This window comes from Bartonella sp. AP65SXKL, assembly GCF_042195725.1.
In the GTDB taxonomy this organism is placed as follows: domain Bacteria; phylum Pseudomonadota; class Alphaproteobacteria; order Rhizobiales; family Rhizobiaceae; genus Bartonella.
In genome coordinates this window covers 116,320-130,393 of sequence record NZ_JBHIOW010000002.1, presented here as the reverse complement: position 1 = coordinate 130,393, position 14,074 = coordinate 116,320, and the positions used below count along the sequence as shown (strand labels likewise).

Here is a 14,074-nt window from a genome sequence, read left to right as displayed (position 1 = left end):
CTTTATAAAATGAAGAAGCGTGAAATTTTTTACGCTTCTTTATTTTTTGTTTAATGCCATCAGTAAAAAATTATCCCCTTTGATGAATTAACTATGGTCAATTTCAGGAATACGTAAAACTTGTCCAGGATAAATTTTATCGGGAGATTTTAGCATTGGCTTATTGGCTTCAAAAATAAATGTGTTTTTATTACCTTGCCCTTTTCCATAAACCTCTTCAGCAATTTTCCAAAGATTATCACCAGATTTAACCTCATAAAAGCGAGAAGTTTTTCTAGGCGTTGTATCTATAACCTTTAATTGATTAACATCTACAGAAGAGATACCTTGTGAATTGCCAACAACCAGCAGTGCTTTTTCAAGTGTTTCCCTATCTGGAACTTCACCGCTTAAAATAGCTTTACCGTCTTCAACTTGAATATTGACTTTTTCTGTACCGAGTTGAAAATGATCAAATGCTCTCTTAAAATCCTTTTCTTTTGGTTCATGGTCCCCAATACCTAACTTTTCCCCTACGGTTTTAATAAAATTAAAAAATCCCATTACGACCTCCTTTCGTGTAGCAGAAACAAATTTTTGTGCATATATTGCCACATTCTTTTCTTTGCTCTTAAAACACATAGGCAGATTTTCTAAACTTCAACAATCAAAACTACATCTGTTCAATTATGAGACAAATACAATAATAAACTTTGTAATAAACCTTGATAAAAAAAGCCTTTATGAAAATTTTCTCTCAAATGAAGGGATCTTAATAGACGTAGAAACATTATAAATTATGAAAGCAAAACAAGATTTTACAGTAATGACAAAAGGTTTTTTACTTTGCTACAATTTGTATCATATTTGTTTTGCAAAAAAAATATGAACTCCCATATAAATAAGTGTGGGTAATTTGCTACCACAGCAATAGAAAGGTCTAAGAAACCATGAAAGATACACCAACAATCACGCAAACGATTGTACTTGTTGATGATGATCGCAATATTTTGACATCTTTATCTTTTGCGCTTGAGACAGAAGGATATCGGGTTGAAAGCTATACAGATGGAGCATCTGCACTCAAGGGTCTCACACTTCACCCTCCACACTTAGCTATTTTTGATATTAAAATGCCCCGAATGGATGGGATGGAACTTTTGCGTCGTTTGCGTCAAAAATCTGATCTTCCAGTTATTTTTCTTACCTCTAAAGATGATGAAATTGATGAATTATTTGGTCTCAAAATGGGAGCTGATGATTTTATTACTAAACCTTTCTCCCAACGTCTTCTTATTGAACGCGTGAAAGCTATTTTACGCCGTTCTAATGCACGTAACCAACCGCTTTCTACAGGAACTTCTTCCACCTCTTCTCTCAAACGCGGAGATCTTGTGATGGATCAAGAACGCCACACCTGTACATGGAAAGATAAACCTGTTATTTTAACCGTTACGGAATTTTTGATTCTGCAAACCTTAGCACAAAGACCAGGAGTTGTAAAAAGTCGTGATGCTTTAATGGATGCTGCTTATAGTGATCAAGTCTACGTAGATGATCGCACCATTGATAGTCACATTAAACGTCTGCGTAAAAAGTTTAAACAAGTGGATGATGATTTTGCAATGATTGAAACACTTTATGGTGTAGGTTATCGTTTCCACGAGGTATAAAACTACTTTGTCGCAAAAATTTGAATGGCAATCAAATCGATGACAGACAATTCTCAACTGGAAACTTTACAAAAAACAACCGTTAATGGTACATCCTCAACGCCATTTCTTATGTTCGCTCGTTTGCATCTTCGAACACAACGTCTCTTTAGACAATTGCTTTTTTCCAGCCTCACACGTCGCATTGTTATATTAAACATTGCTGCTCTTGCTGTTTTAGTTACAGGCATTTTATACCTTAACCAATTTCGCGATGGTTTAATTGAAGCAAAAATCAAAAGTTTATGTACCCAAGGAAAAATTATTGCTGGGGCTATTGCTGCTTCTGCAACAGTAGATACAAATTCTATCCTCATTGACCCTCAAAAACTCTTAGAGTTACAGACTGGTGAAAGCGTTACACCCGCTCCTCAATCAACCGATTCTTGGGATTTTCCTATTAACCCTGAGCAAGTTGCCCCTCTTTTACGGCGTCTTATTACACCTAAAACGACAAGAGCACGTATCTATGATCGTGATGCTACTCTCCTTCTTGATTCGCGCGTTCTTTATTCTAGTGGAGAAGTTTTTAGTTATGATTTACCCCCACTTAAAACAGAACAAAACATGTGGGATCGCCTTACTTCATGGTATTCAAGCGCATTTTATGGCAAAGGTATTGCTCTTGACAGAGAACAAACAAAAACCAGTGGTATTGCTTATCCAGAAGTGTACCGCGCATTAAACGGATCTCTTGCTACGGCTAAAAGACGCAACAGACAAGGGCAATTAATTGTTTCTGTTGCCGTTCCTGTTCAACGCTATCGCGCAGTGGTTGGAGCTCTTCTTCTTTCAACCACTGGTTCCGATATTGATAACATTGTAAAAGGCGAAAGACTGGTTATCTTTAAAGTTTTTGCCGTTGTAGGTAGCGTACTTTTGGTTCTTTCTCTCTTTTTGGCCCATACGATTGCCCATCCATTAAGTAAATTATCTGCCTCGGCTAATCGAGTGCGTAATGGTAATAATCAGCGTGTAGAAATTCCTGATTTTTCAATGCGTGAAGATGAAATTGGTCACCTTTCAACTTCTATTCGTGATATGACTAATGCCCTTTATATGCGTATTGAAGCCATTGAACGCTTTGCTGCTGATGTAAGCCACGAATTAAAAAATCCTCTCACCTCTCTACGCAGTGCTGTTGAAACGCTCCCTCTGGCTAAAAATGAAGAAGCACAAGAGAAATTGCTGGAAATTATTCAACATGATGTGCGCCGCCTTGATCGGTTGATTACAGATATTTCTGATGCATCGCGACTCGATGCAGAGCTTGCACGAGAAACCGCAGAGATTGTTGATATGACACCGCTTTTGGAAAGTCTTGTTCATGCTGTTCAGGAAGTGTATCGTAATACGCAAACTATTGATATAAGCCTTAATATTGTCCCACGTCCTCATGGAAAAGCTTATCTTGTATTGGGACATGAACTTCGTTTAGGACAAGTGATTTCAAATCTTCTTGAAAATGCGCGTTCTTTTATTCCTCGGAATCGTGGCAAAATTTGCATTACTATGAAAAGCCATGCTTCAACCCTTATTTTAACCATTGAAGATAATGGCCCAGGTATTCGTTCAGAAAATATTGAACGCATTTTTGAACGTTTTTATACAGATCGACCAAATGAAGATGCTTTTGGACAAAACTCTGGACTTGGCCTTTCTATTAGTCGGCAAATCATCGAGGCTCATAATGGGACAATTACAGCCGAAAATATTATCGATCCTACACTTGGGAAGTGTAAAACTGGTGCACGTTTTACTATTATGCTTCCGCTTGCTAAATAAATCTTTTATCCAAAGTAAAAGGCATGAAAACAAAATGTGAAATACTCCACGCAAATTGCCTTCAACTGGGCGGCAAGGGGCTGTTAATTATAGGTCCATCGGGATCAGGAAAATCAACCATCACCCTTTCTTTGCTTGACCGCGCTGAGTGGTCAAAACGTGAAGCGAAGCTTATCAGTGATGATTATACAATGTTGCGTGCGGAAAATGGAAAGCTTCACGGATACACTCCCGATAATTTAGAGGGCGGCATCGAGATTCGTGGCGTTGGTCTTTATATGATAGAATTCAAAAAGCACACAACTATCGATTGTGTTATTTTTCTCGGTCCGGAATATGAACGTTTTTCCACAAATAAAACTTTTCAATTTGAAAATTTGCACATTCCTCTTTTAAAACTTCCCTCTCTTCGTGAAGCCGATTGTACAGCCATTTGTCAAGCTATTGAAGCATTTTTGTTTAGAAAAATATGGCAAAAATCTGTCTAATTTTTTTCTAAAGATAAAAAAATCACAATTTTTGCCTTTTTTTTGCAAATTTTTCTTGGCAGCAAGATAAAGCCTTGTACAATGTCTTTCCCACCAACTATGGTTGGGTCTTATTAGTTAACAGGAGTTTGCGTAAATGATTGGACTCGTGCTTGTAACGCACGGTGAGCTGGCTGTCGAATTTTTACATGCCGTGGAACATGTTGTTGGAGTACAAGAAAAGTTCGCAACAATATGCGTTTATCCCGATGACGATATAGATCAGCGCCGAGGTGATATTATAGCCGCAGTAACCGATACAGATACGGATCATGGCGTCATCATATTAACAGATGTGTTCGGTGGAACACCATCAAATATAGCTATTCCTGCTATTGAAAAAGGACGCGTTGAAATGATTGCGGGTGTTAATTTGCCCATGCTTATTAAACTAATTTCTATTCGCAAATGTCCTGATATTTCATTATCAGACGCGTTAAGAATAGCACAAGAAGCAGGGCGTAAATATATTAATGTACCAAGTATGATTTTATAGCGGATAATAAAATACCAATGTTTTCCAAAGATACCCTCCCATGTATAAGTCGTCATTTCAATATCTGTAATAAACGTGGGTTGCATGCACGTGCTTCTGCAAAATTTGTACAAACTGTTGACAATTTTAATGTTACTGTTGAAGTTGAAAAGGACGGGAAAATTGTTGGCGGATCATCAATTATGGGACTTATGATGCTAGCGGCTTCATCCGGTTGCAACCTCACCATTCGTGTTTCAGGACCAGAAGCAACAGATGCTCTTAATGCTCTTGAAAAGCTCATCAATAACAACTTTGGAGAGGAAAACTAGTGCTTTTTCATCATAAACAAAGATGATAATTCTTAGAAAATAGGAACTTTCGATCATTATTTTGAATTTTAATTTCTCTTCCCGCTTTTATACCAATATTCATATCCATTATAGATTGGCATAATTATCATAAATGTAAAAGCTTATAGTAATTTTGTTATGCTCGATTTTTTTCTTCCTTTCCTAACATTATTTGACCAATTTGAATAGTTTTGCGTATTATGGCTATTCCCCGACTTAATCATATAATTAAATTTTTACAGAAAAGAGAACTCTTCACCTTGTATTAAAGTATGCTTTATTTTAGGCTAAAGATAAATGTCAAAATAATTTCGCACATCAAAAATCTATCAACTTTTCTTATTTTCTGCTAACTTTGTAGCCTTTATAATACACAAGTAATCTTCCATTGCACATCATTGTGATACAGATCCTGAAAACGCAATTCTTATCAATATCATAACCATTTTCTTAAAACGAATAAGCTTTGTACGACCATAATTATAGTAAGCATTTTTTAGACATTCTTTTTCTATACTATTGCCTTGTTTTCTGTGGTACGTGCCCCGCCCTTATTATCTATATTGCGCTTGGGATAGCATCTTTCATTATAAGGAGATAATATCATGGGTCGTCTATTTAGTGCTCTTCAGATTCCTCAACAAACAACAAAAGCCCTCGTATCATTGCAAAATGGCTTACCAAAAGCGCAATGGATCAACCCGCAAAATTTTCATGTCACCTTATCTTTTTTTGGCGAAGTTGAAAGCTCCTTAGCAGATGAAATTATGCATACCTTTAACACTATAGAACTTCCTTCTTTTACGCTACAGATAAAAGGTTTTGAAGTTTTTGGTTCAGAAAATGCTCCTCATTCTCTTGTGGTTCGCATTGAACCTTGTGAAAAGCTTACTCTTTTACATGAAAAGATGCAATATATTCGGAATAAATTAGAGTTAAAGCCTGATGAAAGACTGTTTATTCCGCATATCACTCTTGCACGAATATTTGATATTAATCTTAAAGATCTTTCTTCTTATCTATCTTTTCAAGATGATTTTTTTGTCCCTCCTTTTGAAGTTGATCATTTTGTTTTATTGTTATCGGCCTCTCCCTTAAATAAGGCTCCCTATATTGTAAAAGGAAGTTGGGCGCTTCAAAGATAAAAGGGTGTTTATAACACCCTTTAAAAACCCTTTAAGAAAAGACTTCATATATGTGTAATTGCAGGGAATACTGCATTTTATGTTGGAGATTTATTATTGATGTGTTTTAAGCCGAATCAGCTTCAACAGAAGCTTCTTTTGCTCCTCCTTTAGCTACACCCACTATAGCTGGACGTAGTACCCTTTCCCCGATAATATAACCTGCCTGAACCACTTGTTGAACAGTATTATCTGGAACATCAGCATTGGGAATTTCAAACATCGCTTGATGAAAGTGAGGATCAAATTTTTGCCCCTCTGGATGAATTTTTTGCACCCCATGACGTTCTAATGCTGCCATCATGGCACGTTCAGTCATTTCAACGCCTTCTGCCAATGATTTCAAACCAGCATCACTCTCCCGTGCACCTTCTGGAATAGCTTCCAAAGCACGATTGAGATTGTCAGAAACCGATAACATATCCCGTGCAAAATTAGCAATGGAATAAGCTCTTGCATCCGCCACATCTCGCATAGTACGGCGTCGAAGATTTTCCATATCTGCAACAAGACGTAAAAGCTGATCTTTCAGTTCTTTATTTTCATCCTGCAAAGACGCTAAAAGATCACTAACCTCATTGCTTTCTGTTTCAACGACTTCGTGTTCCTCTGTTTTATGTGTTTTTAAAAATTCATCGGCTGCCTGTTTAAGTGTATTACGATCAGCTGGATTTTTTAAATCACAATTTTCAAATGAAGCGTCAGTAAATTTGTTTTTTTCATCAGACATAAAAATTTTATTCCTTCATAAGATTTGTTATTCTCGATATCGAAATTCTACAGACAAAAATCAAGGGGTAGCAATGTATATAATACAATGAGCTTTTATAGTACAAATACTTACTTGCATCGTTTTAACGCAATAACTGTGACACAAGTTGAGCTGTATAATCAACCATGGGCACGATCCTTGCATAATTAAGCCGTGTAGGACCAATAACACCTAAAGCACCAATGACTCTTTGTTGTGAATCACGATAAGGTGCTACAACTAAAGAAGAACCAGAAAGAGAAAATAACTTATTTTCTGAACCAATAAAAATTCTAACCCCAGAACCTTCATCCGTTAAATCGAGAAGCTGTGCCATACTCTCGCGCGTTTCAAGATCATCAAACAAATGGCGTAACCGTTCTAAATCTTCTTCTGCTTTCACATCTTCAAGTAAATTGCTACGCCCGCGAACAATGAGGTGTATTTTATGATCAGCATCTTCTCCTCCCCAAAGAGCTAATCCCGTTTCAACAAGATGATGTGATAAATCATCAAGTGCGGCCCTTGTTTCTGCGCATAAGCGGGCAATTTCCCCTTTAGCTTCACTCAATGTACGCCCTTGAATATGGGCATTGAGAAAATTCGTTGCTTCCGTCAATTGTGCATGGGTAACCCCTTCTGGTAAATGAACAATACGATTTTCAACTTCACCTTGTTGAGTCACCAAAACGGCAAGAGCGTGCTCCCTATCAAGGCGCACAAATTCAATATGTTTCAATGTTCCTTCTTGTTTTGTTGCTAAAACAAGCCCTGCCCCACGTGAAAGATCTGAAAGAACTCGGCTTGCTTGAACAAGAAAATGTTCAACCGATTGTGCATGACCAGCCTCTTTGACTTGCATTTCAATATTTTCTCGCTCTTCGTTTGGCAAATCACCCGCTTCCATAAATGCATCAACAAAAAAGCGTAAACCTGATTGTGTCGGCATTCGACCCGCAGAAACATGTGGTGCATAAATCAAACCGAGATGTTCAAGATCACTCATCACATTGCGAATCGTCGCAGGCGATAATGTCTGTTGTAAAAGCCGCGAAAGATTACGTGATCCTACAGGTTCACCATCATTAAGATAAGCTTCAACAATATGGCGAAAAATATCACGCGAACGTTCATCAAGATATTTTAGTTCATTATCAATAGTTTTGTGCTTCATCACAATTGTTTCACTACTTTTAAAATCCTCATCTCTTATATAAGTTTTGCCAAGGTTTGGTCAAATAGTCTAAAGTAGTATAAAAACATATTATCCTATTGAGCTGTAAAATGCTACCTTTCAGAGTGATGCTTGATAAATTACGCAGGAAATATTTTTGTTAGAGTGTGTGAGAAATATTTAAGATTAAGAATTGATCTGTAAAGTGGTCTGCTGTAGGGACTTGTCAAGAGAATCTAGATTGATTAAAAACCGCTGTAAATAGAAAATTTCACCCTTTAGAGCAAGCAGAAAATTGGAAGTTTACCATAAAATGCTATCATAAAAAAGACATGTCTTTCCTATCTTTGCAAGGTTATCTTCGTGCAAGATAAAAAATTTTATTGGAATAAAATATCATAAAACGTGTAAAATAATCATATTATGTGAAATTAAGCAGAATGTGTGTGTATATGAGCATTTAAACCGTTTTTAGCACAAAAATAATTCCCCTTTCATTTTTGGAGAAATCTATATGAGAAGCATAGCAGATCAAAAACTTGTCATTGCTACACATAACACCGGAAAATTGCATGAAATCACTACTTTAATTACGCCTTTCGGTTTAATAATACAATCGGCAAAAGAACTGGGCTTGCCAGAACCAAAAGAAACGGGAAAAACATTTGAAGAAAATGCTTATATTAAAGCTTTTTCAGCAGCAAAAAAAACAGGACTTCCTGCCCTCTCTGATGATTCAGGCTTAGAGATAGATGCATTGGAGGGTGCGCCAGGCGTTTATACCGCTGATTGGGCAATTCAAGCCGATGGTACACGTAATTTTCCAAAAGCTATGAAAAAAATAGAAAATGAACTCCAAAAAGTCGGAGCACGAGAAAAAAGTCAACGGAAATGCCGTTTTATATCCGTCATTTGCATTGCATGGCCTGATGCTCATGCAGATTACTTCCGCGGATGCGTTGAAGGAACGTTCATTTGGCCTCCACGGGGAGATAAAGGCTTTGGTTTTGATCCTATTTTTTTACCCGATGGATATGAAAATACCTTTGGAGAAATGTCAACAGAGCAAAAACACAACTGGAAACGTAATGATCTTCCCCCTCTTTCACATCGCGCACGTGCTTTCAAACTTTTGGCAGAAAACCTTTTAGCATTCTCATGAATGAACCTTTTGGCATTTACATTCATTGGCCCTTTTGTGTAGCTAAATGTCCTTATTGTGACTTTAATTCGCATGTTCGCATCCATGGTGTTGATCAACCACGTTTTGTCACCGCCTTTAAGCGCGAAATAGAAACGCAATACCACAAAATAGGCCCACGCCATATTACAAGTATTTTTATTGGTGGAGGAACCCCTTCCCTTATGGAGCCGCAAACTGTCGATGCCTTATTGCAAGCACTTGCAAAAAAATGGGTAGTCGATGATAAAGTTGAAATTACATTAGAAGCTAATCCATCCAGTGTGGAAGCAGAGCGCTTTCGTGGATATCGTGTGGCAGGTGTTAATCGCTTATCTCTAGGGATACAAGCGCTCAATGATAAAGCATTGCGCAAACTTGGCCGACTCCATAATGTGGAACAAGCTCTTTGCGCTATTACTTTAGCACGGCAAATTTTTCCACGTTTATCTTTTGATCTCATTTATGCCCGTCCCGAACAAACCCTTGAACAATGGAAATCTGAACTTGTACAAGCAATTGATTTAGCAGCGGACCATCTTTCTCTTTATCAATTGACAATCGAAGAAGGAACTGCCTTTAAACGGCTTCATGATGCAGGAAGACTTATCCTTCCCCCATCAGAGCTAGCAGCAGATCTGTATCATCTTACTCAAGAAATAACGGCACTACATGGACTTCCTGCCTATGAAATCTCAAACCATGCAATGCCCGGTGCCGAATCAGCACACAATCTTCTTTATTGGCGTTATCACCAATATGCAGGCTTTGGTCCAGGAGCACATGGACGTTTCATTGAGCATACACCGAATCATTCCTCTTTCTGTTCAAAAACATTGTCATCACACCTTGAAAACCGCGAACGTTATGTCACAATAAATGAAAAGCATCCCGAACAGTGGCTTAATTTGGTAGAAACAACAGGACATGGCTGTATTGAAACAGAACATTTAACCACTGAACAACAGGCAAATGAAATGCTCCTTATGGGATTACGCCTTTGCGAAGGCTTAGAACTTATACGCTATGAAACTTTAAGCCCTAAACGCATTCCAATGGAAAAACTGATCGATTTACAACACCAAGAATTGATAGAAATGGTGGATAACCAACGCTTAAAAGCAACAACCAAAGGACGTATTGTTCTTGATCACATCATCAGCCAACTCGCAAACTAAAGTTTTTATAACAACATACTTATTTTAATCATAATTATCATTTTTCACAGCAAAGGTGAGATTAGAATATCGTGAGATTCTCTCATTTCAAAACTATTTATAGCAAGCTAGTTACCGCCATTTGCTTACACCTTAAAAAGGGAGAAGCATGTGGATAAAAACTATAAAAAAGGAGTAAAAAGGCCTCTGATGAACACTCTTAAATGCTAAAAGCTATTGCAATATTTTGAGCTAGAAAATGTATGGTGCTCTAACTTTATTTTTCATAAACATAAAGATGAGGAGGCATTATAGATTTTATATTACAACATTCATAAGCACCGTAGTAGCACAAATGTGATAAACATTGAGAAAATTTCTTTAAAACAAGTATGTGAATGCATAATACGATAATGTATTGTTCTTTATGAAATCGTGGCACCATTTAAAGAACCAGAGAAATAAGCATGAAGCCATGCATCAGTCTCTGATTATTTAAAAAGATATTACTCTAGTTACTTTTGAAAACCGTAAAGCCGAATAAAAAAGAAAGTAAAAAAGCACGCTGATTTTCACCTTTATACCTTTTATATTTTCCCTCAATCAGGTTGTGGTTGTATGTCTGTTTCAGAGATTATAAAAAATAGATATACACAATGCTTTTATCCCATTTTGGCATATAAAAGCTGTTGTCGCAAAAAATACTGAACCAATATTTATTTGAGATACGCGGCTGTATGATCGGTATTAATTTATAGGTAACAGCAACATCATGAGCTTTACTAAACAAATAATGCGCTCAAATGGCAAATATACTAAATATGAATCGGTATTGCTTTGTTAGCGAGCGAAACGATGTTAATCTCATATGATCTTACTTGTATGCGTATATGCTTATAAGTGTCTGTACCCGTCCTTTAAGGTTATTTAATTAAAAAATTGAGAATAATACTAGGACAATCTTTGGTTAAAGAAATCAACCTGCTGCTACAAAAAATTCTGTGTATCTTTATCATAACCAAGATTAAAGCTGATTAAATAAGCTCACCTTCTATCTCGTAATGATTTGCAACGGAAGTTCTTGGGGACAAAAAAGCAGAGCAAAATATATGAAATAAAACAAACTTAAAGCGCTTTTCCTATAGGCTTTATTCTAAGAGAGTCTAATTGGAACAAGAAGTACCTTTTATGCGAGTGCAGAAAACATATAAAAACATGAGCTGTGAATGAGCGCATTTATGTTGTACGAACTTTTTACAATAGCAGCATGTTTTTGTGTGTCTTTATGGCATCAACCTGTCATCACACAATGATGATATAATATTCATTGTTTTCCATATATGATTGCGTGTGACTTCCTTTCTACACCTTAAAGAACGAATATTTTCAATCCAATATGGTCTAAACAGTTCTGCTTCTTCAAGCAGATCTCTTTTGGCTTTTCAATTATGTAATTCACTTAACTAAAGACTCTACAGGCAAGAATCCCAACTTAAGAATATTCATCACTTACTCTAAGACTACTTAATATATTAAGTTTTACGAGTCTCGTATCACCACACCATAAATGGCAATATCTTATGGCACAACAAGATAAAGGTATTTTTGAACCAGCAACCTTTTCTTTATGCAAAAAATTCAATAATAAAACGCTCATAAATAGTAGTAAGTGTTTCTATTGCATCAAGGGCTACACACTCATCTACCATATGCATCGTTTGCCCTGGTAAGCCAAATTCAACCACTGGGCAATAATCCTTAATAAATCGCGCATCTGAAGTACCACCAGAAGTGGAACATTCTGGTATATTCCCTGTTACACTTTTAATAGCATTGGATAAAGTTTGAATGAGTTTATCATTTTTGGTCAAAAAAACATCTCCTAAACTTGGAATCCATTCAAGCTGATAAGAGGGATATTGATCACCATTGTTTTTTGATTGCACCAAAGCAAGACGCTTTTCAATTTCCTTCATCAGTGTTTCTTTTGTCCAAAGATCATTGTAGCGTATATTAAAATGAACTGTTGTCTGCGCTGGGATAACATTGACCGCTAAATTACCGGTATCGATGCTTGTTAGCTCTAAATTACTGGGTTGAAAATTTTCTGTCCCTTTATCTAAGACGATTTGTGTCAATGCTTGAATAAGCTTACTTGCCAAAGGCAAGGGATTGGCAGCCCTCTCTGGAAAAGCAACATGACCTTGACGACCCTTCACGGTAATGACACCAGAAATCGATCCGCGGCGACCAATTTTGATAATATCACCAACAGTCTTTACGCTTGTTGGTTCTCCCACAAGAGCCGCAGTCCATTTTTCGCCTTTTTTTTCTGCCCATTTGAGAAGTTTTACCGTACCATTAACAGCAGGCCCCTCTTCGTCACCAGTAATTAAAAGGCTTACCCTTCCTTTAATGGGTCGTTTCTCAAGAACTCGCGCTAGAGCCGCAATAAAACAAGCGATACCACCCTTCATATCAACAGCACCCCGCCCATATAATTTCCCCTGATCTATAACAGCTTCAAAAGGTGGGTAAGTCCAATCTTCCAATGCACCTGGCGGTACGACATCCGTATGACCCGCAAACATAAGATGGGGTCCTTCACTCCCCATTTTTGCATAAAGATTTTCAACATTATCTGTATTTTTATCCGTAAAAACAGGGCGATCGACGTGAAATCCCATTTTTTTCAAAAATTGTTCCAAAGTTGATAAAGCCCCTGCTTCATGAGGTGTAACAGAAGGACAACGAATAAGTGCCTGTAATAGCTGAAGTGGATCTGTAAGAACAGACATAAAAAACCTTCCCATTTTTTTATAAGTCATCGGAACTTAGGGTTATTACGCTGAATTACAAAAAAGATAAAGCAAAACATTGAAGACACTCAGCAAACCAAGCAGGGGAGAACAATCGTGCTGAGAGCTTCAATGGCTTCCTCATTATACATGAGCAAGCACACACTCAACAAAACACTCAACAAAAAGTTCCGTTAAATATTGCCTTCATTTGAAAGTTTTTTACGCCTCTAAATTATATGAATCAAAATTAATTGCATGCAGTCTAGGAGCATTTTCTTTCAACCAAGCACGATATGTTTTACTATCAGGACATAGCTCTTCACAAAGAGCCCAAAATCTTGGCCCATGATTCATTTCAACAAGATGAGCAACTTCATGGGCAACAACATACTCAACAACTTCTTTTGGTGCCATAATAAGGCGCCAAGAAAAAGAAAGACGCTTATCGATTGAACAAGAGCCCCAACGACTTCTCGTATCTTTATAACAAATGGATTTGACTTTACGCTCTACCTGATGAGCATAATGTGCCACCAAAGGCGTTATAATAAGCGCCGCTTGTTTTTTCAAAACGTCAGCAATGCGTCTTGGGAGATATTCTAATTGACCATAAACAATAATTTCAGGCCCTTGCTCCGCATCTGCTGTAATGATTTCTGTTACCCCACGTCCCTCTCTATGCTTTATGGTATGAGAAACACCCAATAAGGGAATTGTCGCCCCCTCTTTGAGATAAGCATTTTTATGAGAGATTTGTACATGAGCAAGACGTGCCTCAATCCAAGATCGATGCTTTTCAATAAAATTTTCAACCGCATAGAGATTTATTGCTGGTGGTGTTGTTACACAAATCTCCTGACTTCTGGCATCAATACGTAAGGTAAGACGGCGCGCATACTTATTTTCCCGCACCCGTACAGGTACAGAGCGCTCAGAAAAAATAAAATGCTGTTTAGAAATGCTCATATATTTTTATCTTCATCAATAAATGTACCC

Annotated in this window: 13 protein-coding genes; 8 read left to right on the top strand and 5 right to left on the bottom strand. The window is 37.3% G+C overall.

The features are described 5' to 3' along the window. Positions 1 to 87: 87 nt before the first annotated feature. Positions 88 to 543, bottom strand: coding sequence for a peptidoglycan-binding protein LysM (lysM, locus tag ACFIMP_RS01960; RefSeq protein ID WP_375611389.1), 456 nt, complete (start codon positions 541 to 543; stop codon positions 88 to 90). 386 nt (positions 544 to 929) lie between these two features. Here lysM and ACFIMP_RS01955 point away from each other — a divergent pair, with 386 nt between their 5' ends. From ACFIMP_RS01955 to thpR, 6 genes are all read left to right on the top strand, one after another. Continuing rightward, positions 930 to 1,652: a response regulator transcription factor gene (locus ACFIMP_RS01955; RefSeq protein WP_005774392.1), complete on the top strand. Its 723-nt coding sequence runs from the start codon at positions 930 to 932 to the stop codon at positions 1,650 to 1,652. Between the two features lie 39 nt (positions 1,653 to 1,691). Further along, positions 1,692 to 3,476, top strand: coding sequence for a sensor histidine kinase (locus tag ACFIMP_RS01950; protein ID WP_375611388.1), 1,785 nt, complete (start codon positions 1,692 to 1,694; stop codon positions 3,474 to 3,476). A gap of 23 nt (positions 3,477 to 3,499) precedes the next feature. Continuing rightward, positions 3,500 to 3,964, top strand: coding sequence for an HPr kinase/phosphatase C-terminal domain-containing protein (locus ACFIMP_RS01945; protein ID WP_375612806.1), 465 nt, complete (start codon positions 3,500 to 3,502; stop codon positions 3,962 to 3,964). Between the two features lie 136 nt (positions 3,965 to 4,100). Further along, positions 4,101 to 4,499: a PTS sugar transporter subunit IIA gene (locus tag ACFIMP_RS01940; protein ID WP_375611386.1), complete on the top strand. Its 399-nt coding sequence runs from the start codon at positions 4,101 to 4,103 to the stop codon at positions 4,497 to 4,499. Positions 4,500 to 4,516: 17 nt separating this feature from the next. Then, positions 4,517 to 4,810, top strand: coding sequence for an HPr family phosphocarrier protein (locus ACFIMP_RS01935; protein ID WP_012754483.1), 294 nt, complete (start codon positions 4,517 to 4,519; stop codon positions 4,808 to 4,810). Positions 4,811 to 5,436: 626 nt separating this feature from the next. Next, a complete protein-coding gene (gene thpR, locus ACFIMP_RS01930; RefSeq protein ID WP_375611385.1) occupies positions 5,437 to 5,976 on the top strand; it encodes an RNA 2',3'-cyclic phosphodiesterase in 540 nt (179 codons plus the stop codon). 106 nt (positions 5,977 to 6,082) lie between these two features. On the opposite strand, the gene grpE is transcribed toward thpR, so the two are convergent. Together grpE and hrcA are read right to left on the bottom strand one after the other, a co-directional pair. Further along, entirely contained in the window at positions 6,083 to 6,745 is a 663-nt protein-coding gene (gene grpE / locus ACFIMP_RS01925) for a nucleotide exchange factor GrpE (RefSeq protein ID WP_375611384.1), read from the bottom strand. Between the two features lie 124 nt (positions 6,746 to 6,869). Then, positions 6,870 to 7,940 (bottom strand): heat-inducible transcriptional repressor HrcA, encoded by a 1,071-nt coding sequence (hrcA, locus tag ACFIMP_RS01920; protein WP_273790224.1) that lies wholly within the window; start codon positions 7,938 to 7,940, stop codon positions 6,870 to 6,872. 514 nt (positions 7,941 to 8,454) lie between these two features. Between hrcA and rdgB the strand changes: the two genes are divergently transcribed. Together rdgB and hemW are read left to right on the top strand one after the other, a co-directional pair. Further along, positions 8,455 to 9,102 carry an RdgB/HAM1 family non-canonical purine NTP pyrophosphatase gene (gene rdgB / locus ACFIMP_RS01915; protein ID WP_375685937.1) on the top strand — a complete coding sequence of 216 codons (648 nt, stop codon included), beginning with the start codon at positions 8,455 to 8,457 and terminating at the stop codon, positions 9,100 to 9,102. Beyond that, positions 9,099 to 10,298 (top strand): radical SAM family heme chaperone HemW, encoded by a 1,200-nt coding sequence (gene hemW / locus ACFIMP_RS01910; RefSeq protein WP_375685936.1) that lies wholly within the window; start codon positions 9,099 to 9,101, stop codon positions 10,296 to 10,298. The genes rdgB and hemW overlap by 4 nt, the downstream gene beginning before the upstream one ends. A gap of 1,604 nt (positions 10,299 to 11,902) precedes the next feature. Here hemW and dapE read toward each other — a convergent pair. Further along, positions 11,903 to 13,075: a succinyl-diaminopimelate desuccinylase gene (gene dapE, locus ACFIMP_RS01905; protein ID WP_375620864.1), complete on the bottom strand. Its 1,173-nt coding sequence runs from the start codon at positions 13,073 to 13,075 to the stop codon at positions 11,903 to 11,905. A gap of 222 nt (positions 13,076 to 13,297) precedes the next feature. Next, on the bottom strand, positions 13,298 to 14,044 hold the full coding sequence (locus ACFIMP_RS01900; protein WP_375611379.1) for a M48 family metallopeptidase: 747 nt from the start codon (positions 14,042 to 14,044) through the stop codon (positions 13,298 to 13,300). Positions 14,045 to 14,074: the final 30 nt, after the last annotated feature.